Below are 25,689 nucleotides of genomic sequence, written 5' to 3'. Positions count from 1 at the left end.
ACGGCCGGGTTTATACGGGTCGGTGCGCTAGTCGCCCCCATGCGAGGATTCACGGTGGGGCGGGTGGCCGGCATCCCCATCCAGTTGAACTGGACGTTCCTGCTCGTGCTTCCGCTGCTCGCGTGGCTCATCAGTCAGCAGGTCGGCACGTTCGTCGACCTGCTCAACACGTACGGGGCGGCCCTCGACACGGCGACGCTCACGACCGGGTCGCTCCCGCTCCTGCTCGGCGTGGCGGCGGCGGTGGGGCTGTTCGTCTCCGTGTTGCTCCACGAGTTCGGCCACTCGCTGACGGCGATGCACTTCGGCTACGAGATCGACTCCATCACCCTCTGGCTGTTCGGCGGCGTCGCCAGCTTCCGGGAACTCCCCGAGAACTGGAAACAGGAGTTCGTCATCGCCATCGCCGGTCCGGCCGTCTCGTTCGCGCTCGGCGTGCTCGCGTTCGCCGGCTTCCGGGCGTTCACGCTCCCGCCGGGGGTCACGTTCGTCCTCGGCTACCTCGCCGTGATGAACGTCGTCCTCGGCGCGTTCAACATGCTCCCCGGCTTCCCGATGGACGGCGGGCGCGTCCTCCGCGCGCTGCTGGCGCGGAACCGCTCGCACGCCCGGGCGACGCAGATCGCCGCCGAGGTGGGGAAGGGGTTCGCGTTCCTGCTCGGCCTGTACGGCCTGCTCAACTTCGACCTGCTCATGGTGGGGCTGGCGTTCTTCATCTACATCGCGGGGGCGGGCGAGGCCCAGCAGACCGTCCTCAAGGCCGCCTTCGAGGGCGTGACGGTCGCGGACATCATGACACCCCGGACGGACCTGCACACGGTCGAACCCCGGACGTCGGTCGCGGACCTCATGCAGCGGATGTTCGCGGAGCGCCACACGGGCTACCCCGTTCTCGAGAGCGGGTCGCTCGTCGGCATGGTCACGCTGGAGGACGCCCAGAGCGTCCGCGAAATCGAGCGGGACGCGTACACCGTCGAGGACGTGATGGAGCGGGACATCGCCAGCGTGACGCCCGACTCCGACCCGCTCGACGCGCTCCAGCTCATGCAGGAGCGCGGCGTCGGCCGCCTCCCGGTCATCGACACCACGGGCGAACTCGTCGGGCTCGTCTCGCGGAGCGACATGATGACGGCGTTCAACGTCATCCAGTCCGGCGGCACGTCCCCCTCGCTCGCCGGACTCCGCGGCGACGACACGCTCGCGAACGTGAACGGCCGGTAGGCGGCCGACCGCCGGCGCAGTCGCACAGCGTGGGCAGCGCGCCGGGACTTCACGGGGCGTCGAGCAGGATGTTCGACGAGCGCGAACCCCTCCTCCGCGGCCCACTCGACGGCTCCCGTGAAGTCCATGCCGAGACCGACGGTGAAGCCCACGTCGAGGTCGAGCGCCGGGTCTCGCTCCGAACTGCTGGGTGACACGGGAACGACACCGGGATCGGACGCCGTAGCGGTTGCGGTCCGGCGGCTCCCGCGTCGCGCCGCTCCTCGGGTCGGCCGCCGAAGAAGGTCCAGGTGCGAGAATCGAACCCGCGTCTCAGCCTCCACAAGGCTGAAGGATAGTCCACTACCCCAACCCGGACACGCACCTACACGTAGGCACAGACGCGCCCAAATACGTTACGAATCGCCGGCCGCCTCCGTGCCACACCAACACACGCCCGGTCGTGGGAGGGGTCGTCGGAGCGGGGGTCGACCGCCGCGCTTTTCTCGCTCAACCGGCTAGAGCGACCAACAGTGGCCATCACGGACAAGATATACCTCAAGAACCACCGCCAGATCGCGGCCCAACTCGACACCAACGTCCCCAAGGGGGCGTTCAAGGGGGCGACGCTGGACCTGGTGTTCACCGGCGACGGTCTCGCCGAGTTGGACGAGGCCACGCGGGACCGGGTGCTGGAGTTCGCGGAGGACTTCATCGACTGCGGCTGCGACGACGCGCCCTACTGCGGGCACCCGGAGCGGAAGTTCGTGACGTACCTGCTGGAGTTGCGCGCGCAGGGGCTGGGTCCCGACGCCATCGTGGACGTGATGGGCGACGACTACATGCTGTACGCCTACCCGGGCGACGTGCTCTCGTTCCTCGACGACGCGGTGCGGACGCTGGAGGCCGTCGAGTCGCTCGCGGACGTGGAGGACGACGCCGAGATGGCCGAGAAGGCTCGGCGGGCGCGCCGCGCGCTCGCGGGCTGAGGCGGGCCCGGTCGGTCGAGTGGGTGGCCGAGTCCCCTACCCCAGCCGGAACGGCTCGTCCGTGCCGTACTCGCTCTCCGTTCGTCTCTCGCGGTCCGCCCGGTCCCCGTCGATGTCCTCCAGCGAGACCACCTCCTCCTCGCCCTCGTCGAGGCGGTCGTGGAGCGCCGTGACGTACCGCTTGTACTCGTCCAGTTGCTCGCGGAGGTGGTCCGCCTCCAGTTCCAGTCGCTCGTGTTCGCGCACGAAGCTCTTGGGCACCGTCACCGTCGGCGGGAACGCGGACTCGTCCTCACCGTCCGCCTCGTACTCGTGTTCCGGGACGACCCTGACCCGGCCGTCGTGGGCGACGAGCGCGTCGACGTAGTCGCGGAACACCGCCGACAACGAGAGGTCCCGCTCGTCCGCGATCTCCCGCAGCGCGTCGAAGGCGTCCTCGTTGACGCGGAAGGAGACCGTCTTGTTCTTGTTGCCCATCGTCGACACGTCGGCGGTCGCGCCACTTAACCGTTCGTCAGACGAGCGGGAGACGGCGCTGCGACGACCGACGGAGCCGTCCGGCGACTCGCCGGCCCACACAGCTTTTGTACGCGGTTCGTAAATATTGCCGCATGCAGTCACACGAACGGGACGAGGAGTGGTCCATCGGCGAGCCGTCCCCAGAGTGGCGCGAGTACCAGGGGTCTCCGACCGGCACCGACATCGAGTGTGAGGGCTGGCGACAGGAGGCCGCCCTCCGGATGCTGAACAACAACCTCGACCCCGAGGTGGCCGAGAAGCCCGAGGAACTGGTCGTCTACGGCGGCACCGGGCGGGCCGCCCGGAGCTGGGACGCCTACGACGCCATCCTCGCGGAACTCCGCGAACTGGGCGACGACGAGACGCTGCTCGTCCAGAGCGGCAAACCGGTAGGGCGGTTCGAGACGCACGAGCGCGCGCCGCGGGTGCTCGTCGCCAACTCGAACCTGGTCGGGCGGTGGGACGACTGGGAACACTTCCACGAACTCGAAGCGGAGGGGAAGATAATGTACGGCCAGATGACCGCCGGGTCGTGGGCGTACATCGGCACGCAGGGCATCGTCCAGGGCACGTTCGAGACGCTGGCGGAACTCGCCCGCCAGCACTACCCCGAGAGCGACGGCCTCCGCGGGAAGGTCGTCGCCACCGGCGGTCTCGGCGGGATGGGCGGGGCACAGCCGCTGGCGGTCACGATGAACCACGGGGTGTGCATCGCCGCCGAGGTGGACGAGCGACGCGTCGACCGCCGCATCGAGACGGGCTACTGCATGGAGAAGACCGACGACCTGGACGAGGCCGTCGAGCGCGCGAGTGCGGCCGCCGAGGCGGGCGAGCCGTACTCGGTGGGCGTCCACGGTAACGCCGCGGACGTGCTGGAGGGGATGCTCGACCGGGGATTCACTCCGGACGTGGTCACCGACCAGACCAGCGCGCACGACGCGCTGGAGGGGTACTGCCCGAGCGGCTACACCGTCGCCGAGGCGGACGACCTGCGCGAGACCGACCCCGAGCGCTACCTCGACGAGAGCCTCGACACGATGGCGCGGCACGTCCGGGCCATCCTCGCTCTGCAGGAGGCGGGCGCGGTGGCGTTCGAGTACGGCAACAACATCCGCGGGCAGGTGCAGGAGGAACGCAGCGTCGAAGACGCGTTCGACTTCCCCGGGTTCGTCCCCGCGTACATCCGCCCGCAGTTCTGCCGCGGGCGCGGCCCGTTCCGGTGGGTCGCGCTGTCGGGCGACCCCGCCGACATCCACCGAACCGACGAGGCGGTGAAGGAGCTGTTCCCCGGGAAGGAGCGGCTCCACCGCTGGATAGACCTCGCCCAAGAGCAGGTGCAGTTCCAGGGTCTCCCCGCGCGGGTCTGCTGGCTCGGCTACTCGACCGACTCCGGCGGTCTCACCGAACGCGCGGCGTTCGCGCTCCGCATCAACGAGTTGGTCCGCGCGGGCGACATCGCCGCGCCGGTCGTCGTCACCCGCGACCACCTCGACGCCGGCTCCGTCGCCAGCCCGAACCGCGAGACGGAGGCCATGCGAGACGGCACCGACGCGGTGGCCGACTGGCCCGTCCTGAACGCCCTGCTCAACTGCGCGGCGGGCGCGGACATCGTGAGCGTCCACGACGGCGGCGGCGTCGGCATCGGCAACGCGCTCCACGCGAACAACCACGTCGTCCTCGACGGGACGGACCTCGCGGCCGAGAAGGCCCGGCGCGTGTTCACCACCGACCCCGGCATGGGCGTGATTCGCCACGCCGACGCCGGCTACGAGGACGCGCTCGACGAGGCGGAACGGTCGGGCGTCCACGTGCCGATGCGCGACGACGCGGCGGCCGACCGGGCGGGACGGGGGGACCGATGACGGACCGCTTCACCGGCCGGTGGTACGACTGGGCCGGCCCGTCGACCGACCCGAACGACGAGCAGTTCGGCGACGTGGTGACCGGGGCGACGCTCGACGACGCCGACGGGTACGCCGCCGTGCTCGTCGGGGAGCCGTACGACGGGGGCGTCATCGGCCGCCGCGGCGCGCGCGAGGGACCGGCGGCCGTCCGGGACGCGCTCGCGGGCGTCAAGACCCACCACTTCGACGCCGGGCCTGTCGGGCGCGGCGACCACTCCGTCGCGGACCTCGGCGACGTCGCGTTCGGTGACGACAGCGTGGACAGGCCGCCCGTCGCCGACCGGCTGACCGTCCGCGAGGCGCAGGAGACCGTCGAATCGGTCGCGGAGGCGGTCCACGCGCTCGACGCGCTCCCCGTGTTCCTCGGCGGGGACAACTCGCTGACGTACCCGAACGCGGCTCCGCTGTGCGACCGGGGCCGTCTCGGCGTGCTCAACTTCGACGCCCACCTCGACGTGCGCGAGGTCCGCGACGGCCCGACGAGCGGGACGCCGTACCGGCAGCTGTTCGAGGCGGGCCTCGACGGCTACGCCTGTGTCGGCGCGCGCCACTTCGAGACGAGCACCGCCTACCACGACTACGTCCGCGAGCGCGACGGGACGGTCGTCACCGCCGAGGAGGTGGGCGAGGACCCGGTGGCGGCCGTCGACCGCGCGCTCTCGGCGCTCTCGGACGCCGACGACCTCTACGTGAGCGTCGACGTGGACGTGCTCGACGCCGCCTACCCCGGGTCGAGCGCGCCCACGCCCGGCGGTCTCGCGCCGCGAGAACTGTACCGCGCGCTCCGGCTGGTCGCCGGCGACGACCGCCTCGCCGGCGTCGAAGTCGTGGAGTGCGCGCCCCCCCTCGACCGCGACGGCCGGACCGTCGACGCGGCCGCCCGGGCCGTCGCGCACGCGCTCGGGGGGTGGAGCGCGTGAGCGGTCGGGACGGCGACACCGACCTCGACCCGAGCGCGAACCGGGATACCGGTGCCGACGGCGACGCGGACGTGGTGGTCCACGGCGCGGCCGAACTCGTCGTCGGTCCCGGCACCGACGACCCGCTCGCCGCCGTCGCGGACGGCGCGCTCGCCGTCGCGGACGGCCGGGTGGTCGCGGTCGGGTCGACGGAGGAGGTGACGCGCGAGCACCCGCCCGAGAACGCGTCGGTCGCCGTCGACGCTCGCGGGAAGACCGTCCTCCCGGGGTTCGTCGACGCGCACACCCACGCGCTGTTCGCGGGCGACCGCTCGGACGAGTTCGCCGCGAAGCTCCGCGGGAAGACGTACCAGGAGATCGCCGCCGAGGGCGGCGGCATCCTGCGGACGGTCCGCGCGACCCGGGCGGCCGACGACGGCCGCCTGCTGTCGACGCTCCTCGCTCACATGGACGTGATGCTCGCACACGGCACCACCACGGTCGAGGTGAAGTCGGGGTACGGCCTCGACCGGGAGACGGAACTCCGGCTGCTCGACGTCGTGCGCCGCGCGGGCGAGCGTCACCCGGTCGACGCCGTGGCGACGTTCATGGGCGCGCACGCCGTCCCGGAGGGGACGGACGCCGACGCGTACGTCGAGCGGGTCGTCGACGACCAACTCCCGGCGGTCGAGGCGCAGGGCGTCGCGGAGTTCTGCGACGTGTTCTGCGAGGAGGGGGCGTTCACCGTCGAGCAGTCGCGGCGCGTCCTCGAGGCCGGCCGCGACCGGGGGCTGACCCCAAAGGTCCACGCCGAGGAGTTCGTCCGCCTCGGCGGGGCGCAGTTGGCCGCCGAGGTGGGCGCGGCGAGCGCCGACCACCTGCTCCACGCCACCGCCGAGGACGCCGAGGCCCTGGCCGCGGCGGACGTGACGCCGACGTTCCTCCCGGGCACCGCGTTCGCGCTCGGCGCGGAGTACGCCGACGCGGACCCGTTCCAGCGGGCGGACGGGCCGCTAGCCGTGGCGACCGACTTCAACCCGAACTGCTACTCCCAGAGCGTGCCGTTCGCCGTCGCGCTCGCGTGCGTCGGGATGGGCCTGTCGCCCGCGGCGGCGCTCGCGGCGGCGACCCGCGGCGGGGCCCGCGCGCTGAACCGCGGCGACCCGCCCGGGGGGGACGGCCCGCCGGGTGGACTCGGCACGCTCCGGCGGGGCGCCTCCGCGGACTTCCTCCTCGTCGACGCGCCGTCACACGTCCACGTCCCGTACAACTTCGGCGTGAACCCCGTCGCGGCCGTCTTCAAGCGCGGTCGGCGGGTCCACCCGGCGGGCGGTTCGATGGACCCGAGCGGCGCGACCGACGCCGACAGCGCGGACGACCCGACCGTCGGACGGGACGACGGGGCGGGAGGGAACCGTGACTGACCGGACGGACGGGCGGGAGGGGAGCGACGCCGACGTCGTCCTCGACGGGGCGTCGCTGACCGTCGAGGAGGTGGTCGCGGTGGCGCGCGAGGACGCCGCGGTCGGACTCGCCGAGGGGGCGCGCGAGGCGGTCCGGGCGTCGCGCGAGCGGGTGCGCGACGTGGTCGAGTCGGGCGACCCGGTGTACGGCGTGAACACGGGGTTCGGCGAACTCGTCGACACCCGCATCCCGCCCGACCGGGTGGAGGAACTCCAGACGAACCTGATTCGGAGCCACGCCGCGGGCGCCGGACGGGACCTGGAGCGCGAGGAGGTCCGCGCGCTGCTTCTCACCCGCGTCAACGCGCTGGCGAAGGGCTACTCCGGCATCAGGGAGGTGGTGCTCGACCACCTGCTCGCGCTGTTGAACGCGGGCGTCCACCCGGTCGTGAGGTCCCGGGGGAGCCTCGGCGCGAGCGGCGACCTCGCGCCGCTCGCACACCTCTCGCTCGTCCTGCTGGGCGAGGGGGAGGCCGACGTGGACGCCGACCCGTCGACGCCCGCGGCGCGCGCGGACCGGACGCGCGGCGGGGACGAACGCGAGGGAGACGCACGCGTCAGCGAGCGCCTCCCCGGGGCGGAGGCGCTGGCGGCGGCCGGGGTGGAACCGCTCGCGCTCGGCGCGAAGGAGGGACTCGCGCTCATCAACGGCACCCAGCTCACGGTCGGGGTCGGCGCGCTCGCGGTCCACGACGCCGAGCGGACGCTCCGGGCCGCCGACGCCGCGGGCGCGCTCACCACCGAGGTGACGATGGGGACCACCGCGGCCTGCGACCCGGCCGTCCACGACCTCAGGCCGCACGCGGGCCAGTCGGCGGTCGCCCGGAACGTGAAGCGGCTGACCGCCGGTTCCGACGTCGTCGAGTCGCACCGCAACTGCGACCGGGTGCAGGACGCCTACTCGATTCGGTGTCTGCCGCAGGTTCACGGCGCGGCCCGGGACGCGGTCGCACACCTCCGCGAGGCGGTGGCGGTCGAACTCAACAGCGCCACGGACAACCCGCTGGTGTTCCCCCGCGAGCGGGTGGACGACCGGGCGAGCGGGACCGCGTCGGCCGCGGTGCTCTCGGGGGGGAACTTCCACGGCGCGCCGCTCGCGCACCGGCTGGACTACGCGGTCGGTGCGCTGACCGACCTCGCGGCCGTCTGCGAGCGCCGGGTCGACCGGATGGTGAACCCGAACCTCCAGGAACCGCACCTGCCGCCGTTCCTCACGCCCGAGAGCGGGGTGGGGTCGGGGTACATGATTCCCCAGTACACGGCCGCGGCGCTCGTGAACGAGTGCCGGAGCGAGGGGCGACCCGCGACGGACACGGTTCCGGTCAGCGGCGGCCAGGAGGACCACGTCAGCATGAGCGCGACGTCCGCGTTCGCCGCGCGCCGCGTCGGCGAGCGGGTCCGGACGGTGGTGGCGGTCGAACTCCTCTGTGGCGCGCAGGCGGCCGAGTTCGTCGACGACGCGCTCGACCACGGCGTCGGGACCGGAGCGGCGTACGAGGCGGTCCGCGCGGTCGTCCCGCCGCTCGACGCGGACCGACCGAGCGACGGCGACATCGACGTGCTCGCCCGCCTCGTCGCCGACGGGGCGCTCGACGACGCGGTGAACGCGGCACTCGCGGAGGAACTGGAGTAGTCGAAAAACGGAACCGGGTTCGCCGCGACGGGGGAGCGGTCCGCCCGTCAGCCGTCGGTCCTACGCCGTCGCGCCGCCGGCGTCGAGTTCGTCGCGCTCGTCGAGCGACTCGAGCGCCGCCACCGCGGCGTCTTTGTACTCCTCGACCGGGAGGTCGTACTGCTCGCGGGCCATCCGGGCGTACTCGTTGCCCTCGTCGTCGAAGCGCTCGACCCGGTCGAGCGTGCGCGCTGCCGTCTCGACGACCCACCGGTCGCGCGTCGCCGCGTCGACGGTGGTGATGGACTCGGGGCGGACCGAGACGTTCACGCTCCCGTCGTCGGTCTCGTACGTCCGCGGCTTCCCGACCACCGCCACGTACGCGGGCGGTTCGAGGTCGCGGAGCGCGCTCGCCGCCTCGGGCTGGTACTGCCCCGCGTACACGAAGAACGTGCCCGTGGGGTCGACGATGCGGCCGCGCCAGTACTCGCTGTCCTCGCCCACGTCCTCCTTCTCGGTGAGCGTGCCGGCGAGGAACACGCGGTTCGCGCGCTCCCCCGTCGGGAGCAGGAGGTACAGCGGTGCGCGTTCGTCGTCGGACTCCTGGAACGTGTAACTGCCGTCGTTGAACTCCCGGGCGAAGACGCGCCGCGCGACCTCTCGGGAGGGGATGTTCTGCTGGCTCATTTCACATCGACCTCGCTCTGATGAGTACGGCCTCCGCGTCGGCGGGGCCGGACAGTTCCTCGAACTCGTCGACGAGCACGTACCGGCCGAGCGTCGGGCCCCGGACGCGGTAGTAGCGCCCGACGACGCGGTCGGCCATCTCCTCGCCCACGACGGTCGTGTCGAGGGCGTCCTGCGCCATCGACTTCGCCTCGTCGAGCGAGATGTCCGTCAGTTCGGTGGTGGCGTCCTCGTCGAAGATGACCTCGTGGACGGCCTCGCCGTCGTCGAGGACCGCCTTGATGCGGAGGTCGAACTCGCCGTCGACCTGTCCGTGTTCGCTGCACCGACCGTTCTGGAGGACGCGCGTACAGCCCTCCTCGGGGCAGCGCTTGATGAGGCCCGACCCGGACTGGATGTCCACCAGTGCGCCCTCGACCTCGTCGGCGTCGTCGCCGACCTCCACCGCCTCGTCGAGTTCGGTGATGGTCGTCGTCCGGTTCAGCTTCACCGAGAAGTTGCCCTGGTACTCGTCGGTGACGACGTTCGAGAGCGCGTAGCTCGTCCCCTCCTCGAGTTCGGGGAGGTCGCTCGTCGTGAACGCGACGAACTTCATCGTCCCCGACTCGTCGCCGACGAGACCGACCTGCGCGATGGACTCGTGGCCGGGGTCCCAGAGGTCGACGACCTTCACTCGGAGGTCGACCCACTGTTCGTCCTCGTCGATCTCGCCGAGGAGGACCTGCTCGCTCCCGCCGCCGCCGCCGAGTTCGTCGCGGTCGAGGCCCGCCTCGTCGAGGTAGGCGTTCACGACGCTCCGGCGCGCCTCGTCGACGGGGACGCGGTACTCGTTGACGAGTGCGTCGAGGCGCTCCTCCACGTCCTCGACCGTGAGGTCCAGGTGGTCTGAAAACTGCTCGCGTATCTCTTCCGCGTGGGTTCGCACGTCTGCCATGGTTGTCCTGCCTCCGTTCTGTTTCGGGTGGGAGGCGTACGACGGTTGGTGCGCGATGATATTTAAATCTCCGGTGGTACGGTGAAAGTGAAAGGGGACGTTTCGAGCCGCGTATACCCCGAATACGGGACCTACATCGGGCTGTCGCACGGTCCGTCCTCGCGGTGTCCGGGACGCCTCACCGACACGCGGACGGCGTCGAGAGGGGTGCACCATCCGGGGCCGGTCCGGGACGGGCCGGGAGGCAACGGACCTATGCCGCCCGCGGCCCCACTCCCACGCATGACGCTGAGCGACCGGTTCCGCCGCGTCCTCAGACAGCAGGCGCGCAAGGTCGGCCGGGAGTACGCCCGGAGCAGGCGCGCCTACCGGGAGGGACAGGACGCGGGCGAACGCGGGGTCGGTGAGGGCGAGCCCGCCGCGTTCGGCCTGCCGGCCGACGAGGAGGGCCGCGCGCGCATCGTCTGCCGGCGACACGTCGACAGGCGAGCGGTCCTCCTCGACCCCGACGGGCGACCCGCGTGTTTCGAGTCGGGCCACCGGGACTGCGAGGGCTGTGCGGAGGACGTGCGGGAGGGCGTCGTGCAGACGTGGCAGCGGTGACCGAACCGGGCGAACCGGGGAGAGCGGAGCGGAACGGAGCGGGCCGACCGCGGCGCCTTTTGTCGGCGGGGACGAGACGCGGACGTGAACCGTCCCATCGTCGCCGTCGTGCTCGCCGGCGGCACCGGCACCCGACTCTACCCCGCCTCGCGGAGCCACCGACCCAAGCAGTTCCTCGCGCTGGGGGGCGAGGAGTCGCTCCTCTCGCGCACCGTCGCCCGCACTGGGTTCGCGGACGAGACGCTGGTCGTCACGCGCGAAGCGTTCGCCGACCGGGTGGCCGAGCACGCACCCGACGCCGGCGTCGTCGTCGAACCCGAGGGGAAAGACACCGGGCCGGCGCTGGTGTACGCGACGCACCGCGCGCGCGAACTCGCCGGCGGCGGGGAGTCGGACCCCGTCGTCGTCGCCCTCCCGTCGGACCACCACGTGCCCGACGCGAACGCGTTCGAAGCGGCGATGGACCGCGGCGCGCGCGTCGCCGCCGACACCGGCCGTCTCGTGGCGTTCGGCGTCGAACCGACCCGACCCGAGACGGGGTACGGGTACGTCGAACCCGGCGACGACGACGGGGAGTACTACGACCTGGCGGCGTTCCACGAGAAACCGGACGCTGAGACCGCCGCCGAGTACGTCGAGGCGGGCTACTACTGGAACGCCGGCGTCTTCGCGTGGACGCCGGACGCGCTGTTCGACGCGGCGCGCGACACGCCGCTCGCGCCGCTGGTGGAGTCGCTGGCCGCGGGCGACCCCGACGCCGGGTTCGCGGCGGTCGACCCGGTCAGTATCGACTACGCCGTCATGGAGCGTGCCGAGAGCGCCGCCGTCGTCCCCGTCGAGTTCGCGTGGGACGACCTCGGGACGTGGGACGCGCTCGCACGCGTACTCGCGCCCGACGCGGACGGGAACGCCGTCGCCGCGGACGCGGAGGTGCTGCCGCTCGACGCCGCCGACAACGTCGTCGCGAGCGACGGAACGCACGTCTCGCTGGTCGGCGTCTCCGACCTCTGCGTCGTCGCGTACGACGACCGCGTGCTCGTCGTTCCGAAGGCCGCGGCGGGTCGGGTCCGCGAACTCGTGCGACGACTGGAGGACGAGGACCGGTTCTGACTCGCCCGCCTCACTCGGACCGGCGGACGCGGACCGCGCCGGTCCGCGTGACGCCCACGAGGATGGGAGCGACCACCTCTCGTCCCTGCACGGCGTCGCCCGCCTCGTCGCTCACGAGTTTCATCAGGTCCGGCGCCGTGTGGTTCACCTTCACGCCGGCGGCGTCACAGGCGTCGTACACGCGCTCCGGCACGTCGTAGAGGTCCGTTCCCCCCTCCACCTCGACGCGGACCGGGGCGGCGAGCGCCTCCGCGAACGCGACCGTCTCGCGCGCCTTCGCGACGTTCTCGCGGGCGCTCGCCTCGACGCTTGAGACGTTCGCGCGCGACGTCCCGAGCAGGGCCGCGATGTCGGCCTGCCGGGCGCCGTGCTCGCGGAGTGCGAGCACCTCCGCCTGTCGCCGGGTGAGAACGCTCCGGTCCGGGTCGAACCCCGCGCGGTCGAGCAGGTCGTCCACGTCCGCGTCGACCGCGTCGGCGTCACGCTCCGGGTCGGCCATGGCCGACGTGCGCGGCCCGGCCACAAAAAAGGATAGTCCGGACTGTCCGTCCGCGGTCCCGGGGGCGCTCCGGGGTTACGAACCCCAGAAGTTGTCGCGCGACCCGAGCCGCTGTCCCTCTCTCTCGTCCTCGCGTTCCTCTCGGTTCTCGCGTTCCTCCCCCGCCGGGCCGGTCCCGTTGCGGTCGACGTCGTCCTCGTCGTCCATCGGGAGTCGCTCGACGACGTCGACCGCCTTCGCGTGGTTCTGTTTCACCTGGTCGATGCGGACCTTCGCCCGCGTCGGCGGCAACAGCCCGTCTATCATCACGATGAAACCGTCCTCGGTCCGGCCGACGCCCGCGCCGCTCTCGTGGATGTCCTCCACGTCGACGACGACCTCCTCGCCGGGTTTGACCGGCTGCTGTTTCAGGTCCGAGATGGGCATGTCGTAGCTGTTACACCACTCGGCACCGCCGCGGTCGCCGTAGTGCTGACAGCCCATGCCCTGGATGCGCTCGGAGAATCGGGGGCACTCGTCCGCCAGTGGACAGTCCGGCATGGGTGAACGTAGCCGTGGCCCCGTCTAAACGCTTCCGTCTGGTCGCCTGCGACCCGCCGGGACCGACGAGAGCGACGGCGTTAACGCTCGCCCGCCCGAACCGCGGGCGTGAACCGACGGGTGCCGGAGCTGGCGCTGGTGACGGGCGCGCTGCTCGCCGTCTCGTTCGGCGGGTTCGCCCTCTGGGCGACCGGCGACGTCTCCCGGTCGTTGCTCGGCGCCGTCGCGGTCCTCTACCCGTTCGCGCTGTACGCCGTCCACCACGACGCCGACCCGACGACGGTGCTGCCGCCGCTCGGCGTCGCGGGCGCGGGCGCGCTCGCCGGGGTGGTCGTCGTGACCGACGCACTCGTCCGGGCGACGGGCGACCCGGTCGAGACGTTCCTGCGCGGCCTGTTCTACGGCCTGCTCGTCGCGCTCCCGCCGGCCGCCTACGCCACCCGCTACGGCGACGCGGACGGGGCGCTCCCGCCGCGGGCGGTCCTCGCCGTCGGGGTGGTCGCGGGCGGTGCACTGGTGCTGGCGGGCGTCGCCGTCGGGTCGGGGTTCGGCCCGACCTGCGGCCTGCTCGTCGCGCTCGCGGGCGGGCTGTACGCCCACGAGCGCGGCGTCCGGGTCGGCCGGACCGCGAAGCTCGCCGCCGTCGCGGCGGGCGTCCTCCTCGGGAGCGTCGCGCTCGTCGCCGGACTCTCGGCCGCCGGGCCGCCGGACGCGTACGTCGTCGCGGCCGTCGCGTTCGTGCTCGCGCCCGCGACGTACTACGCGCTCACGGTCGAGACGAGCGCGTTCTGAGTCTCACGCCCCCCCGTCGGGGGCGCTACAGGAAGTCGCGGACCTCGGAGTACCACATGTCGTGGTGGTCGACCCGGTCGAGACGCTCGGCCACGTCGACGGCGAGCGCGTGCCAGCACTGCTCGTCGGGGTCGTTCGGGTCGAGGTTGTACGCCGCGTCCTCGCAGTCGCAGCCGCCCCCCTCGACGACGTGCTCCGCGCGGTAGCCGACGACGACGGTGAAGTCGCGGTACTGCTTCACCCGCTCCTCGGAGACGGCCTCGATGGCGCGCCGGCCGCGAGCGCCGTGCGTGGAGACGACGGCGTCGACCACCGCCGGGGTGAGTTCGCCCGCGGCCGCGAGCGCCGCGCGCCAGTCGTCGGCCGCGAGGGCGTCGGCCGCGTCCCCCTCTCCCTGAGTCACACGTTCGCTTCGCTGTCGGCGGGCAAAACCCTTCGGACGCGGCGGAGTCGCGAGCCGCACGGCTTAACCCCGCCAGCGCCCGAGCGGTCACACGAACGATGGAGCGAGAGGAGGGCGGCGTGACCGTCGAAGTCGAGAGCGCCCGCGACGGGGCCAGCGAGGGGACCGGCGGGGAGGTGTTCTACAACCCCGAGATGGAGTTGAACCGCGACGTGACCGTCGCCGTCCTCCGGGCGTACCGCGAGCGGGAGTCGCGCGCGGAGACGTACCTCGACGCGATGGCGGCCTCGGGCGTCCGCGGGGCGCGAGCGGCCGCGGAGGGGTGGGACGTCACCTGCGCCGACGTGGACGAGGCGGCGGTCGACCTCGCCGGGTCGAACCTCGCGCCGTACGGCGGGGAGGCGGTCGAACGGGACGCGAACGCGCTGCTCCACGAGGCGTTCTTCGACGTGGTCGACGTCGACCCGTACGGCTCGCCGATGCCGTTCGTCGACGCCGCCGTGGCGGGCACGCGGAACCTGCTGTGCGTCACGGCGACGGACACCGCCCCGCTGTGCGGCGCGCACTTCGAGAGCGGCGTGCGGCGTTACTCGACGGTGCCGCGCAACACCGACTACCACCCCGAGATGGGCCTGCGCGTCCTGCTCTCCGCGCTCGTCCGCCGCGCGGCGAGCAGAGACAAGGCCGCCCGGCCGGTGCTCTCGCACGTCTCGCGCCACTACGCCCGGACGTACGTCGAACTCGACGCGAGCGCGACCCGCGCGAACGAGGCGGTCGGCGACCTGGGCCACGTCTACCACTGTCAGGACTGCCTCGAACGGGAGTCCGAACGCGGACTCGTCGCGGACCCGCCGGAGTCCTGTCCGCACTGCGACTCGGCCCGACTGGTCACCGCGGGGCCGCTCTGGCTCGGGCCGGTGGCCGACCCCGGGTTCGCGCGCGCCGTCCGCGAGGAAGTGACCGACGACATGGGCGAGGCGGAGCGCGCCCGGAGGCTCCTCGACACCGTCGCGGTCGAACTCGACACGCCGACCCACTACGACCAGCACCGGCTGTACAAGCTCTGGGGTCGCCCGGCGTGCGGGATGGACGCGTTCGTCGACGCCCTCCGGGACGCGGGGTACGACGCGAGTCGCGCCCACTACTCCGGCACCGCGTTCAAGACCGACGCGAGCGTCGCGGAGTGCCGCGAGGCGACCGCGGGCCTCGGCTGATTCCGTTTATTGGGTAACTCCCCGGTAAGTAATGGAGGGTGAGCGGCCGCGACTCTCTTTCGTACCCACCGCTAGGACCCTCTCGTGTCGAACGACGGGCTGTCGGAGCTGGTGCGCGACGACGACCGCGGCGAGCGTGTCAACGGCGACGGAGGCGCGAGCGACGACCGCGGCACCGGCGACGACGCGGTCGGCGACTACGCGGGCGGTGGCCGCCCCGAGAAGGGAGGCGACCTGCGAGACGCGAGCGTCGTCCGGCGGATGTACGTCGCCGTCCGCCGGGCCGACGCGACGTTCATCGCGGGCAGTCTCGCGTACCACAGCATCGTGGCCGTGCTCCCGGCGGTGGTGTTCGGCTTCGCCGTGGTGTACGAACTCAGCGGACAGACCGTCGCGCAGAGCGCCGTCGCCGCCGCGGGCGACGTGCTCACGCCAGTCGGGCGGGCGTTCGTCCTCGACGCGATGACGGACGTCTCCCAGCGACGGGGTATCCTCCTCGTCTCCGTCGGGCTGGTCTGTTTCGCGGCCGTTCAGCTGTTCCGCGGGTTCGACCGTGCGTTCGCCGCCGTCTACGGCGCCGAGGAACGCGGAGCGCTCGACCAGGCCACCGACGCCGTCTACGCGTTCCTCGTCGGCGCACTCGGCGTCGCCGCGGTGCTCATCGCCGGCGGCACGCTGTCGGTGTACGCCAACGCCTCGCTCGCGCACGTCGCCGTCCCCGCCGGGATGTTCGTCCTCTCGGTGCTGGCGCTGTGGCCGCTGTACCACGGGCTGCCGGCCGTCGAGACGACGTGGCGGGAGACGCTCCCGGGGACGGTGTTCGCCTCCGTCGGGTGGACCGTCTCCGGCGCCGGATTCGGCCTGTACGCCTCCGGCGACGTCGCCGTCGGCATCTACGGCGTGCTCGGCGGGCTGGCGCTGCTGCTGCTGTGGTTCTACGTCGCGCACGTCCTCTTGCTCGTGGGCGCGGCGCTCAACGCCGTACTCGCCGGCCGAATCGAGTGAGCCGCGAGCGGGCGCCGGCCGAGCGCACGCCGCCCGAGGCTTCTTGGTCGGGTCAGCCGAACGAGTGGTCGTGTCATCGCAGTCCGCCGGCGGCGGACGGGTCGCGGGCGCGGTCGCGCTCGTCCGAACCGTCGCCACCCGCACGAGCGAACAGGACGTGACGTTCCTCGCGGCCGCCGTCGCCTACTACGCGTTCGTCTCGCTGCTCCCGGCGGCGGTGCTCGCGCTCGTCGTCGCGACGGCGCTCGGCGGCGACCAACTCGCCGCGCTCGTCGTCGCCGCGAGCGACGACGTCCTCACCGACACCGGGCAGGAGCTGCTGATAGCGACGCTCCGGAACGGCGGCCAGGGGGGAGCGACCGTCATCAGCCTCCTGCTGACCCTCTGGGGGACGCTCAAGGTGTTCCGCGGCGTCGACACCGCGTTCGTCAAGATATACGGCGTCGTCGAGTCCGCCTCGCTACTCGACCAGGTGAAAGAGTCGCTCGTCGTCGCCGCCAGCATCGGCGCGAGTTTCCTCCTGATGGTGCTGCTGGGGGGCGTCGTCGCGGCGCTCAACCTCGACGTCGTGCTGGAACTCGCCGGGGTGCTCGTCCTCCCGGTGGTGTTGACCGGCGCGTTCCTCCCCATGTACTACTTCTTCCCCGAACCGCGCGTGAGCGTCCGGGAGGTGCTCCCCGGGGCGGCGTTCGCGGGCGTCGGCTGGGCGGTGCTGCAGGCGCTGTTCCAGGCGTACGTCGGCTTCCAGAGCGCGCGCGGCAGCGGACAGGTCGAACTCTACGGCGTGGTCGGCGGCGTCCTGCTGCTCGTCACGTGGCTCTACCTCGGGGCGACCATCCTGCTGGTGGGCGTCGTGGTGAACGTCACCCTCTCGGACCGCCGGAGCGTCGGGTTCGAGGGCGGAGCGCCGGGGGTCGGCGGCGGCCGGCCCGCCGCCGACGGGCGGGGTGGCCCCTCCCGAGACCGGCACGGTAAAGGGCTCCCCGCGTATGCGCGTCAACACATGAGCGAGGACGAACGCGAGGACGGCCCCGCGCCGGACATCTCCCAGCTCGACCGGCAGGTGGCCGAACTGCGGGCGGACCTCGACGACATCGACGACAGGACCGTCGAGAAGCCCGCGCTCGAAGACGAACTGAAACGGTACGTCCGCGCGCGCATGCGACGGGGCCACGCCCGGGGGTGGGGGCCGTACCTCGTCCTCCTGTACGGCGTCGTCCTCACGCTCGGCGCGTTCGCCTGGCTCGACGGCTGGTTCGCCATCGGCGCGATGATAATCCTCTTCCTCTCGACGCTGGGGCTGTACGTCCTGTTCCTGCTCGTCGGCGTCGGGCTGAACCTCGTCGACGTACCGGGCAGGGCCATCGACGCGGTCCGGAACCGGCGGTGAGAGAGGCGTGCAGGTGTGGCGGGCGGGCGCGCCGCGCGGGTCCGACCTCGCGCTCGCGGTCGCGGCCCTGCTCACGCAGGCGGGCGACGCCTGGTTCGTCTTCTTCGGGGTCGCGCTGCTGTACTGGCTCGGCGACGAACGGCTGAGCGCGAACCCGCGCCGAGTCGGCGCGACGCTGGTCGCCGTCGCGCTGAGCGCGGTCGCGGTCACGGTCGGACTGAAGAGTCTGTTCGCGCTGCCCCGCCCGCCGGGCGCGTCGGAGGCGACTCCCCTCCCGTGGCTCCCCGCCCGGGTGGCCGCGGCGTACGTCTCCGTCGCCACCGACACCGGGTTCGGTTTCCCGTCGGGTCACGCCGTCGTCGCGACGATGTGGTACGGCGGGCTGGCGGCCTTTCTCGACGTCTGGACCCGGCGCGGCCGGTGGGCGGTCGCGGGGGTCGTGGTCGGGTCCGTGGCGCTCACGCGGCCGGTGCTCGGCGTCCACTACCTCGCCGACGTGGTCGTCGGCGTCGCGGCGGGCGCGGTCGCGCTCGCCGGTGTCGAGCGGGCCGCGCGTCCGGGGTTCCGCCCCCGCCCCGACCGCGCGTTCTTCCTCGCCGGTGCGCTCGGGGTCGTCGCGCTGACCGTCGCGCTCGTCGGCGGACACGGCGCGGAGGCGGTGAAGGCGGCGGTCGGCGCCGGCGGCGGCTTCGGCGGCTACGCAGTCTGGCGGGTTCGCGGGAGCGAGCGAGCGCGCGTGGGCGTCGGGTGGGCCGCCGTCGGCGCGGCGGTCGTCGCCGTGCCGTTCGCCGGGGCGTACGTCGTCGCGACCGGCGGGCTACCGGTCGTCTTCGGGGTCGTTCCCGACACGACGCCGTACCGACTGCTCGCCGTGGGACCGCTCTCGTTCGTCGCCGTCGCGCTGGTCGTCGCGTGGCCCACGGTCGTGCGGTGGACGACCGACGAGATTCGGACCGCCGGGTCGTGACGGGCGGAGCGCGTCGCCCGGAACGGGCGAGCCGTCGGAGCCAGCGCTGGTCGAGCACCGCGCGGCGAAAGAAAGCGAAATCGGAGGAGCGGACCCGTCGAGTGCCGGACCGCCGGTCGAGGTCTAGAACGTCTCCAGGTACTGGTCGAGTTCCCAGTCGGACACCTCGACGCGGTACTCGTCGTACTCGGCCGTCTTCGCCTGGATGAACTTCTCGCTGATGTGTTCGCCCAGCGCGCCCTGGACGGCCTCGTCGGCTTCCAACTCGTCGACGGCCTCGCCGAGGTTCGACGGCAGCGTGTTGATGCCGTACTCCTCGCGCTTCTGCTCGTCGAACTCGTAGATGTTCTCCCGGACCGGGTCGTCGCACTCCAGTTCCTGTTCGATACCGTCGAGCCCCGCCGTGATGAGCGCGGCGAACGCGAGGTACGGGTTGCACGACGGGTCGGGGAAGCGCGCCTCGATGCGGGAGGCCGCCGGGACGCGCGCGGCCGGTTTGCGGATGAGTGCCGAGCGATTCCGGTCGGACCACGCTACGTAGACGGGCGCCTCGTATCCGGGGACGAGCCGTTTGTAGCTGTTGACCGTCGGATTGGTGACGGCCGCGAGCGCGGGTGCGTGTTCGAGGATGCCGGCGACGAACTGCTTCGCCGTCTCGCTCAGGTTGAACTCGTCGTCCTCGTCGTGGAACGCGTTCTCGCCGTCCTCTGTGAACAGCGACAGGTGCGTGTGCATGCCCGACCCGTTGATGCGGGCGATGGGCTTGGGCATGAACGTCGCGTGGAGGTCGTGCTGGGCCGCGATGGCGCGCACGACCGTCCGGAACGTGCCGACGTTGTCCGCCGTCGAGAGCGCGTCGTCGTACTCGAAGTTGATCTCGTGTTGTCCCTCCGCCACCTCGTGGTGGCTGGCCTCGATCTCGAAGCCCATGTCCTCCAGCCCGTAGATGATGTCCCGCCGGACGTCGGAGGCGAGGTCCTTCGGCGCGAGGTCGAAGTAGCCGCCCGCGTCGTTGGTCTTCGTCGTCGCGCGCCCGTTCTCGTCCTCCTCGAAGAGGAAGAACTCCGGTTCGGGAGCCGCGTTGACCTGGAAGCCCATCTCCTCGGCGCGGTCGAGGACGGTCTTCAGCACGCCGCGGGGGTCGCCCTCGAACGGCTCCCCGCTGGACGTGTCCATCACGTCACAGATGAGACGGGCCGCACCCCCGCCCTCCTCGCGGGTGCGCCACGGGAGGACGGCGAACGTCTCGGGGTCCGGCTTCAGTCGCATGTCCGACTCCTGAATCCGCACGAATCCGTCGATAGAGGAGCCGTCGAAGTAGATTCCCTCGCTGAACGCCTTCTCGGCCTGCGAGGCCGGGATGGAGACGTTCTTCACCGTCCCGAGGATGTCCGTGAACTGGAGTCGGAGGAAGTCGATTCGCTCCTCCTCGATTCGATCGATGACGCCCTGTTCTTGCGCGCTCAAGCCACCGTCCGGTGCCGCCGTGTCGTCTGTCATGTTCTCGAGCGTCTGTCCGATACACATCCACCATAAAATCCTTGTCGGTACGTGCAAGTGACCCGGCGAGCCCGAGACGGTGGACATTCGTTAAATTATAATGGGTGGAGGTAGTGGCCGAGTGTGATGACGTACGAAAACCTCGACGCGAAACTCGTCAACGCCCTCCTCGGGAACGGACGGGCGAGTCTCAGAAGCCTCGCCGAAGAACTCGACGTCTCCGTCACCACCGTCTCGAACCACCTCCGCGACCTGGAGGAGGAAGGGGTCGTCGAGGGGTACACCCCGCGGGTCAACTACGGCCGCCTCGGCTACGACGTGACCGCCATCGTCCAGTTGAAAGTCGAGGGGGACGCGCTCCCGGACATCACGGACCGGCTGAAATCCCAGAAGAAGATGGTGTCGGTGTACGAGGTGACCGGCGACTACGACATCATCGCCATCGGGAAGTTCCTCGACACCGACGACATGAACGACGGGATCAAGGGACTGCTGGCGGACGCGGACATCCGCGAGACCAACACCTCCGTCGTGCTCAACACGGTGGTCGAGAACGCGCAGTTCGAACTCGACGTCGCTGAGTGAGACGCCGGGGACTCCCGGGGGGTCACTGTCGCTCCTGAGAAGTGGGGGGTCGTCAGACCAGATGGTCCGTGACGTCGTTCATGTCCGTCCGACAGAACGGACAGCGGTAACGGGTCGAGAAGCCACCTGACTGGGCCGTCGTCTTCGCTTCGAGTTCGTGCATCCCGATCTGACGGCTGCAGTCCGGACAGTTGACCTTCGGCACAGGTGTGACACACGATTACACGGAGATAAACCCCCCGAACGCGGCCGGAGGAAAACGTATTAGTGCGTCGACTCCTTGTGCTGCGTCCGCTCCCCTCCGTGCGGGACCGACGACTCGCGTCCGTCAGTCCGCCCGCTCCTCGAACGTGAACGTCCCGTCCCGCTGAACCACCTCGCCGTCCACCTCGATGACCGAGTCCTCGGACATGTCGACGATCATGTCCACGTGCTCGGCGCTCTCGTTCACCTCGTTCCCCTCGCCGACGCACTCGGGGTAGGCGCTCCCGACGGCCATGTGGACGGTGTCGCCCATCTTCTCGTCGAACAGCATGTTGTACGTGAAGCGGTCGATTTCGCGGTTCATCCCGATACCGAGTTCGCCCAGGTAGCGGGCGTTCTCGTCGGTGGCGAACACGCCGTCGAGGACCTCCTCGTTCCGTTCGGCCGAGTACGACTCCACGCGGCCGTCCTCGAAGCGGAGGCGCACGCCCTCTATCTCGCGGCCCTGCCGGTACAGCGGCAGGTCGAAGTGGACCTCCCCCTCGACGGACGCCTTCACCGGAGCCGTGAACACCTCGCCGCCCGGGAGGTTCTTCTCGCCGTAATCGTTGAGCGCCGTGTTGCCGGCCACCGACATCGTCACGTCCGTCCCCTCGCCGGACCGGATGCGCACCTCGTCGGCGTCGTCGAGTATCTCGACCATCCGTTCTTGGAACTCGCGCTGTCGCTCCCAGTCGAGCGAGACGGCGTCGTACACGAAGTTCTCGTACGCCTCGGTGCTCATCCCGGCCAACTGGGCGCTCCCGGCGGTGGGAAACTGGGTGAGACACCAGCGCTTCGAGAGCCGTTCCTGCTGGACGGGCCGCGTCGCGCGGTTGTACGCCGCGGTCGTCTCGGGGTCGACGTCGGCTTTTTCCGAGACGTTCGCGCCGCCGCGCGCGATGACCACCGCGTCGGCCGCCTCGAACAGCGCCAACTGGTGGTCGGGCGTCTCGAAGGCGTCCTCGCGGGCGCGGAGGAACGCGCGTTCGACCCGGTCGGAGTTGTTGAGCAGCACCGGGTTCGCGCCGCGGTCGCCCGCGAGTTCGTGGACGGCGACGGCGAGGTCCTCCGCCTCGGGCGGGAGCTGGACGACCAGGTCGTCGCCCGCCGCCAGGTCGACGGAGTGGTCGACGATCGTCTCGGCGTGTTCGCGGATTCTGGGGTCCATCGTTCGTCCGACTGTCCCCGGCCGGGGGATTACGGCTTTCGGAACGCCACCGACCGCGAGCGGTCCCGGTCGTCTCAGCCGTCCGCGTCGGCCGAACCGTCGTCGGGACCCGCGCCGGGGTCGGCGACCACGCGCTCCAAGACGACGCCGTCGTCGAAGCCGCCGCGCTCGTCGGCCTTCTCCGCGCGGAGCCGTGCCACCTCCTCGCGGCCGACGGCGTCGAGCAACGCGTCGACCACCTCCAGCACGTCCGCCAGTTCTCCGGGGTCCCGCTCCTCGCGGAACTCGGCCGCCTCCTCGGCGAGTTTCGCCGCCAGGTAGCGCTCGTACTCCGCGCCGTCGACCCGTCGGGTGACCGGCGTCTCGCCGTCCGCGCGGACGACCGCCGGAACGCCGTCGCGGACGAGTTTGTCGTACTCGGTCACCGTCGGGGAGTCGTCCGAGCGTTCGGTCATTCCAGTGCCAGACAGGCGGTCGTGCGCCGGAGACAAGCGAGTTTCGATGGCCGACCGGGCGAAAGCGGCGGGGCGCCGACTCAGGCGTTCAGCACGGTCCGGAGCACGTCCGGCGCGTCCGCGAGCGCGTCGTCGAGCGCGTCCACGTCGGGGCCGCCGCCCTGCGCGAACCCCGCCGGGCCGCCGCCGCCGCCGCCGACGCGGGCGGCCAGGTCGCTCACCACTTCGCCCGCGTTCACGCCGACGCCGTCGGGGACGGCGACCACGACGGTCGCCGACCCGTCCGCGCCGGAGCCGATGACCGCCACCTTCCCCTCGGCGGCGAGCGCGTTCGCGGTGGCGCGCAACTGGTCGGCGTCGGCGTCCATCCGTTTGACGACGGCGGTCGTCCCGTCGAGGTCGACCTCCTCGCCGCCGGCCTGCGCGCGCAACTCCGCGAGTTCGTCCTTCAGGCGGTCGATGGTCTTGCCGCGCTCCTTCCACTCGGTGAAGAAGCGCTCGGCCGTCTCGGGCACGTCGTCCGGGTCGACGTCGAGCGTCGCGGCGGCGTCGTACAGCGCGTCCTCGGTGCGGTGGGTGGCGTCGATGGCCGCCTCCCCCGCGGCGAACACGATGCGCTCGACGCCGTCCTGTACCGGCTCCGTCTTGAGCACCTTGATGGTCCCGATGTCGCCGGTCCGCGCGACGTGCGTCCCGCCGCACGCCTGCACGTCCTCGCCGACGGTGATGATACGGATGCGCTCGCCCGGCGGGATGCCGCCCTGGTACAGGTCGAACCCGTACTGCTCTTGGGCCGCGTGGCGGTCGGGCCACTCCTGTTTGACCGAGAAGTTCCGGCGCACCAGGTCGTTGGCGACGCGCTCTATCTCCTTCACCTGCTCGCGCGAGATGCGCTCGTAGTGGCTCACGTCGAGCCGCGAGGAGTCGAGCCCCTTCTGAGCGCCCGCCTGTCGGACGTGCTCGCCGAGTACCTCGCGGGCGGCCGCGCCGACGATGTGCGTCGCGGTGTGGTGGCGCATCAGCCGCCGACGGCGCTCTCCGTCGACCTGTCCGCGGACGAACTCGCCCTTCCCGGGGTCCTCGTCCGTCCGGTGGACGACCACGCCGTCGCGTATCTGGACGTCCTCCACCTCGACGGTCACGTCGTCGGTCGAGAGCGTGCCGCGGTCCGCGGGCTGGCCCCCGCCCTCGGGGTAGAACATCGTCTGGTCGAGCACCACGTCGAACCCGTCGTCTCGCTCGAACACGTCGAGGACGACCGCCTCGAACTCGGTGCGCTCCTGGTCGTCGTAGTAGAGCCGCTCCGTCTCCGGGAGGTCCGCCAGCCGCTCGTCGGCCTCGGCCTCCGGACCGAACGCGGACGCGGAGTCGTGGCGCGCCGCCACCAGTCCGTAGAAGTCGTCGGGCACCTCGACGCTCGCGCCGCGCTCCTCGGCGATCTCGGCGACCATGTCGGGCTGGATGCCGTGGCTGTCGTACAGTTCGATGAGTTCCTCGACCGGGATGGGCTCGTCCGTGCCGGCGTACTCGTCGGCCAGCCCCTCGACCTTCCGCGCGCCCCGGTCGAGCGTCTTGCGGTACTTCTCGACCTCGGTCCGCACGATGTCGCGGATGGTGTCGCGGTTCCGGTAGCCCAGCCGCTCGGCCTGCATGTCGACGAGTTCGTCCAGCGGCGCGTCGACGCCCACGTTGTCGACCAGTCGCTTGGTCCGCCGGAGAACCATCCGGGCGAGGTAGCCCGTGCCGACGTTGCTCGGGACGATCTCGTCGCCGAACATGTACGCGAGCGTCCGGCAGTGGTCCGCGATGGCGTAGATGTCCTCCAGCGGGCGCAGGAGGTCGGTGAGCCGCTCGGTCTCCACGTCGAGTTTGTCCGCGATGTTGTCGCGGGCGACCTCCAGGTCTTCGGCCTCGTCGATGTCGAGGTGGCCGGCGAGTTTGGAGGCGCGGTGGACCAGTTCCGCCTCCTCGTCGGTGAGGTCGATGCCGGCGTTCTGCTTGAGGAACTCGATGCTCTCGGGGTACACCGCCTCGTACACCGTCGGCGTCCCCTGGCTCATCCAGGTCCAGCGTTCGAGCCCGTAGCCGGTGTCGACGATGTACGTGTCCATCTTCGAGTAGCGGTTCCCGTCCTTCATCTCGAACTCGCCGTCGGGGTCCTGCTCCATCGACATGAAGACGAGCGTGGCGAGTTCCGCGCCCTTGTAGATGACCTCGATGGCGGGACCGGCGTTGCCGCCGCCGACCCACGGGTCCTCGATGTACGTTATCTCCTCCAGGTCCGCGCCCATCGACTCGAAGAAGCCGTCGCAGTAGCGCACCGTCTCGTCCTTCCAGTACACCTCGCCGCTGTAGGCGTACTCGTCGCCCACCTCCTCGCGGGCGTTGAACGCGTGGTGGGCCATCATCTCGAACGCCATCGTGTGCCGGCCCGTCTTGCCCACGTTGTCGATGTCCTGCATCCGGATGCACGGCTGGGAGATGCACAGCGGGTTCGCCGGCGGCGGCGTCGCCCCCGAGGTGACGAGCGGCTGGAAGTCGTAGATGGACGCCTGCGTGAGCAGCACGTCGTCGCGCCAGCGGTTCGCCGCCACCGGGTACGGGTCGACCCGTTCGTGGCCGTTGTCCTCGAAGTACGAGAGGAACGCCTCGCGCATCTCCGTCAGGGTGTACGCCTCGTCGAACCCCGGGTCGTCGATGAACGAGTAGTCCTCGCACGGCGGCTCGCCGCACAGTTCCCGTCCCTCGTCGCGCGTCCAGAAGTGGTCCCCGCAGGAGGTACACTCCTTCCGCAGGAACCCCTCCTCCTCGAAGTAGTCGAGGCGGTACTCCGCGGTGAGGTCGCTCATTACGGTGTGATGCCCGGTCACCGTGCAAAAGGGTTCCGGGCTGGAACAGCCGGCTCGTTCCGCGAGTCGGCCACGCGTGGCCGCACGCGGCCGGCGTCCCGCTTCACACGGACGATAACCGGAGGCGGAGGTTTATGTAGTCGAAATCAGACGTTC

26 protein-coding genes and 1 tRNA gene are annotated in these 25,689 nt (G+C 71.4%); 15 read left to right on the top strand and 12 right to left on the bottom strand.

Annotation, left to right across the window (positions count from 1 at the left end; translation table 11 throughout):
* Nucleotides 1-39: 39 nt before the first annotated feature.
* On the top strand, nt 40-1,221 hold the full coding sequence (locus AC6RUA_RS10135; protein WP_499812898.1) for a CBS domain-containing protein: 1,182 nt from the start codon (nt 40-42) through the stop codon (nt 1,219-1,221).
* 68 nt (nt 1,222-1,289) lie between these two features.
* Nucleotides 1,290-1,415 (top strand): hypothetical protein, encoded by a 126-nt coding sequence (locus tag AC6RUA_RS10130; protein WP_499812897.1) that lies wholly within the window; start codon nt 1,290-1,292, stop codon nt 1,413-1,415.
* A gap of 90 nt (nt 1,416-1,505) precedes the next feature.
* Here AC6RUA_RS10130 and AC6RUA_RS10125 read toward each other — a convergent pair.
* A tRNA-His gene (locus tag AC6RUA_RS10125) sits at nt 1,506-1,578 on the bottom strand.
* Between the two features lie 155 nt (nt 1,579-1,733).
* Between AC6RUA_RS10125 and AC6RUA_RS10120 the strand changes: the two genes are divergently transcribed.
* Nucleotides 1,734-2,189, top strand: coding sequence for a DUF5814 domain-containing protein (locus AC6RUA_RS10120; protein ID WP_499812896.1), 456 nt, complete (start codon nt 1,734-1,736; stop codon nt 2,187-2,189).
* A 36-nt stretch (nt 2,190-2,225) separates the two neighbouring features.
* Here the strand turns inward: AC6RUA_RS10120 and AC6RUA_RS10115 are convergent, their stop codons facing one another.
* On the bottom strand, nt 2,226-2,666 hold the full coding sequence (locus tag AC6RUA_RS10115; RefSeq protein WP_499812895.1) for a DUF8146 domain-containing protein: 441 nt from the start codon (nt 2,664-2,666) through the stop codon (nt 2,226-2,228).
* A gap of 134 nt (nt 2,667-2,800) precedes the next feature.
* Here AC6RUA_RS10115 and hutU point away from each other — a divergent pair, with 134 nt between their 5' ends.
* The 4 genes from hutU (at nt 2,801) to AC6RUA_RS10095 (ending at nt 8,607) form a co-directional block, all read left to right on the top strand.
* On the top strand, nt 2,801-4,570 hold the full coding sequence (hutU, locus tag AC6RUA_RS10110; protein ID WP_499812894.1) for a urocanate hydratase: 1,770 nt from the start codon (nt 2,801-2,803) through the stop codon (nt 4,568-4,570).
* Nucleotides 4,567-5,532, top strand: coding sequence for a formimidoylglutamase (gene hutG / locus AC6RUA_RS10105; RefSeq protein WP_499812893.1), 966 nt, complete (start codon nt 4,567-4,569; stop codon nt 5,530-5,532). The genes hutU and hutG overlap by 4 nt, the downstream gene beginning before the upstream one ends.
* 71 nt (nt 5,533-5,603) lie before the next feature.
* Nucleotides 5,604-6,935: an imidazolonepropionase gene (gene hutI / locus AC6RUA_RS10100; RefSeq protein ID WP_499815435.1), complete on the top strand. Its 1,332-nt coding sequence runs from the start codon at nt 5,604-5,606 to the stop codon at nt 6,933-6,935.
* Nucleotides 6,928-8,607: an HAL/PAL/TAL family ammonia-lyase gene (locus tag AC6RUA_RS10095; protein ID WP_499812892.1), complete on the top strand. Its 1,680-nt coding sequence runs from the start codon at nt 6,928-6,930 to the stop codon at nt 8,605-8,607. Before hutI ends, AC6RUA_RS10095 begins: the two co-directional genes overlap by 8 nt.
* Nucleotides 8,608-8,667: 60 nt before the next feature.
* Here AC6RUA_RS10095 and AC6RUA_RS10090 read toward each other — a convergent pair whose 3' ends face one another.
* Together AC6RUA_RS10090 and AC6RUA_RS10085 are read right to left on the bottom strand one after the other, a co-directional pair.
* Complete coding sequence (locus AC6RUA_RS10090) at nt 8,668-9,273, bottom strand: RPA family protein (RefSeq protein WP_499812891.1); 606 nt, start codon at nt 9,271-9,273, stop codon at nt 8,668-8,670.
* A gap of 1 nt (nt 9,274) precedes the next feature.
* A complete protein-coding gene (locus tag AC6RUA_RS10085; protein WP_499812890.1) occupies nt 9,275-10,207 on the bottom strand; it encodes a replication factor A in 933 nt (310 codons plus the stop codon).
* A 288-nt stretch (nt 10,208-10,495) separates the two neighbouring features.
* Between AC6RUA_RS10085 and AC6RUA_RS10080 the strand changes: the two genes are divergently transcribed.
* Together AC6RUA_RS10080 and AC6RUA_RS10075 are read left to right on the top strand one after the other, a co-directional pair.
* Nucleotides 10,496-10,810, top strand: coding sequence for a DUF7091 family protein (locus AC6RUA_RS10080; protein WP_499815434.1), 315 nt, complete (start codon nt 10,496-10,498; stop codon nt 10,808-10,810).
* Nucleotides 10,811-10,894: 84 nt separating this feature from the next.
* The gene (locus AC6RUA_RS10075) at nt 10,895-11,920 is read left to right on the top strand and encodes a mannose-1-phosphate guanylyltransferase (protein WP_499812889.1); all 1,026 of its coding nucleotides are present in this window, start codon (nt 10,895-10,897) and stop codon (nt 11,918-11,920) included.
* Nucleotides 11,921-11,930: 10 nt separating this feature from the next.
* Here the strand turns inward: AC6RUA_RS10075 and AC6RUA_RS10070 are convergent, their stop codons facing one another.
* Nucleotides 11,931-12,419, bottom strand: a complete 489-nt coding sequence (locus tag AC6RUA_RS10070; RefSeq protein WP_499812888.1) for a Tfx family DNA-binding protein — start codon at nt 12,417-12,419, stop codon at nt 11,931-11,933.
* 75 nt (nt 12,420-12,494) lie between these two features.
* Entirely contained in the window at nt 12,495-12,959 is a 465-nt protein-coding gene (locus AC6RUA_RS10065) for a TRAM domain-containing protein (RefSeq protein ID WP_499812887.1), read from the bottom strand.
* A gap of 108 nt (nt 12,960-13,067) precedes the next feature.
* On the opposite strand from AC6RUA_RS10065, the gene AC6RUA_RS10060 reads away from it, so the two are divergent.
* Nucleotides 13,068-13,751 (top strand): hypothetical protein, encoded by a 684-nt coding sequence (locus tag AC6RUA_RS10060; RefSeq protein ID WP_499812886.1) that lies wholly within the window; start codon nt 13,068-13,070, stop codon nt 13,749-13,751.
* 25 nt (nt 13,752-13,776) lie between these two features.
* Here the strand turns inward: AC6RUA_RS10060 and AC6RUA_RS10055 are convergent, their stop codons facing one another.
* Nucleotides 13,777-14,154, bottom strand: a complete 378-nt coding sequence (locus AC6RUA_RS10055) for a hypothetical protein (RefSeq protein ID WP_499812885.1) — start codon at nt 14,152-14,154, stop codon at nt 13,777-13,779.
* A gap of 98 nt (nt 14,155-14,252) precedes the next feature.
* On the opposite strand from AC6RUA_RS10055, the gene AC6RUA_RS10050 reads away from it, so the two are divergent.
* The 4 genes from AC6RUA_RS10050 to AC6RUA_RS10035 all read left to right on the top strand — a co-directional run bounded on the left by AC6RUA_RS10050 (nt 14,253) and on the right by AC6RUA_RS10035 (nt 18,730).
* Nucleotides 14,253-15,368 (top strand): tRNA (guanine(26)-N(2))-dimethyltransferase, encoded by a 1,116-nt coding sequence (locus AC6RUA_RS10050; protein WP_499812884.1) that lies wholly within the window; start codon nt 14,253-14,255, stop codon nt 15,366-15,368.
* 84 nt (nt 15,369-15,452) lie between these two features.
* Complete coding sequence (locus AC6RUA_RS10045) at nt 15,453-16,373, top strand: YihY/virulence factor BrkB family protein (protein WP_499812883.1); 921 nt, start codon at nt 15,453-15,455, stop codon at nt 16,371-16,373.
* 70 nt (nt 16,374-16,443) lie between these two features.
* Nucleotides 16,444-17,763: a YihY/virulence factor BrkB family protein gene (locus AC6RUA_RS10040; RefSeq protein WP_499812882.1), complete on the top strand. Its 1,320-nt coding sequence runs from the start codon at nt 16,444-16,446 to the stop codon at nt 17,761-17,763.
* A gap of 7 nt (nt 17,764-17,770) precedes the next feature.
* Entirely contained in the window at nt 17,771-18,730 is a 960-nt protein-coding gene (locus tag AC6RUA_RS10035) for a phosphatase PAP2 family protein (protein WP_499812881.1), read from the top strand.
* A 123-nt stretch (nt 18,731-18,853) separates the two neighbouring features.
* On the opposite strand, the gene glnA is transcribed toward AC6RUA_RS10035, so the two are convergent.
* Complete coding sequence (gene glnA, locus AC6RUA_RS10030) at nt 18,854-20,230, bottom strand: type I glutamate--ammonia ligase (protein ID WP_499812880.1); 1,377 nt, start codon at nt 20,228-20,230, stop codon at nt 18,854-18,856.
* Nucleotides 20,231-20,356: 126 nt separating this feature from the next.
* Between glnA and lrp the strand changes: the two genes are divergently transcribed.
* Entirely contained in the window at nt 20,357-20,815 is a 459-nt protein-coding gene (gene lrp / locus AC6RUA_RS10025) for an HTH-type transcriptional regulator Lrp (RefSeq protein ID WP_499812879.1), read from the top strand.
* Nucleotides 20,816-20,867: 52 nt separating this feature from the next.
* On the opposite strand, the gene AC6RUA_RS10020 is transcribed toward lrp, so the two are convergent.
* The 4 genes from AC6RUA_RS10020 to alaS form a co-directional block, all read right to left on the bottom strand.
* Nucleotides 20,868-21,020 (bottom strand): hypothetical protein, encoded by a 153-nt coding sequence (locus tag AC6RUA_RS10020; RefSeq protein WP_499812878.1) that lies wholly within the window; start codon nt 21,018-21,020, stop codon nt 20,868-20,870.
* A gap of 123 nt (nt 21,021-21,143) precedes the next feature.
* Nucleotides 21,144-22,229: an aminopeptidase gene (locus AC6RUA_RS10015; protein WP_499812877.1), complete on the bottom strand. Its 1,086-nt coding sequence runs from the start codon at nt 22,227-22,229 to the stop codon at nt 21,144-21,146.
* Nucleotides 22,230-22,303: 74 nt separating this feature from the next.
* A complete protein-coding gene (locus AC6RUA_RS10010) occupies nt 22,304-22,684 on the bottom strand; it encodes a nucleoside triphosphate pyrophosphohydrolase (RefSeq protein WP_499812876.1) in 381 nt (126 codons plus the stop codon).
* An 80-nt stretch (nt 22,685-22,764) separates the two neighbouring features.
* The gene (gene alaS / locus AC6RUA_RS10005) at nt 22,765-25,533 is read right to left on the bottom strand and encodes an alanine--tRNA ligase (RefSeq protein ID WP_499812875.1); all 2,769 of its coding nucleotides are present in this window, start codon (nt 25,531-25,533) and stop codon (nt 22,765-22,767) included.
* Nucleotides 25,534-25,689 lie beyond the last annotated feature (156 nt).

Source organism: Halorarum sp. SLYT50 (genome assembly GCF_059821265.1).
Note: the sequence above shows the minus strand (reverse complement) of the source record. Positions and strands in the feature narration are given on the sequence as shown.

Coding starts and splice junctions, on each gene's coding strand:
- AC6RUA_RS10135 (WP_499812898.1), top strand. CDS start 40: ATGCGAGGATTCACGGTGGGGCGGGTGGCCGGCATCCCCATCCAGTTG.
- AC6RUA_RS10130 (WP_499812897.1), top strand. CDS start 1,290: ATGTTCGACGAGCGCGAACCCCTCCTCCGCGGCCCACTCGACGGCTCC.
- AC6RUA_RS10115 (WP_499812895.1), bottom strand. CDS start 2,666: ATGGGCAACAAGAACAAGACGGTCTCCTTCCGCGTCAACGAGGACGCC.
- hutU (WP_499812894.1), top strand. CDS start 2,801: ATGCAGTCACACGAACGGGACGAGGAGTGGTCCATCGGCGAGCCGTCC.
- hutG (WP_499812893.1), top strand. CDS start 4,567: ATGACGGACCGCTTCACCGGCCGGTGGTACGACTGGGCCGGCCCGTCG.
- AC6RUA_RS10090 (WP_499812891.1), bottom strand. CDS start 9,273: ATGAGCCAGCAGAACATCCCCTCCCGAGAGGTCGCGCGGCGCGTCTTC.
- AC6RUA_RS10085 (WP_499812890.1), bottom strand. CDS start 10,207: ATGGCAGACGTGCGAACCCACGCGGAAGAGATACGCGAGCAGTTTTCA.
- AC6RUA_RS10070 (WP_499812888.1), bottom strand. CDS start 12,419: ATGGCCGACCCGGAGCGTGACGCCGACGCGGTCGACGCGGACGTGGAC.
- AC6RUA_RS10065 (WP_499812887.1), bottom strand. CDS start 12,959: ATGCCGGACTGTCCACTGGCGGACGAGTGCCCCCGATTCTCCGAGCGC.
- AC6RUA_RS10050 (WP_499812884.1), top strand. CDS start 14,253: ATGGAGCGAGAGGAGGGCGGCGTGACCGTCGAAGTCGAGAGCGCCCGC.
- glnA (WP_499812880.1), bottom strand. CDS start 20,230: ATGACAGACGACACGGCGGCACCGGACGGTGGCTTGAGCGCGCAAGAA.
- lrp (WP_499812879.1), top strand. CDS start 20,357: ATGACGTACGAAAACCTCGACGCGAAACTCGTCAACGCCCTCCTCGGG.
- AC6RUA_RS10015 (WP_499812877.1), bottom strand. CDS start 22,229: ATGGACCCCAGAATCCGCGAACACGCCGAGACGATCGTCGACCACTCC.
- AC6RUA_RS10010 (WP_499812876.1), bottom strand. CDS start 22,684: ATGACCGAACGCTCGGACGACTCCCCGACGGTGACCGAGTACGACAAA.
- alaS (WP_499812875.1), bottom strand. CDS start 25,533: ATGAGCGACCTCACCGCGGAGTACCGCCTCGACTACTTCGAGGAGGAG.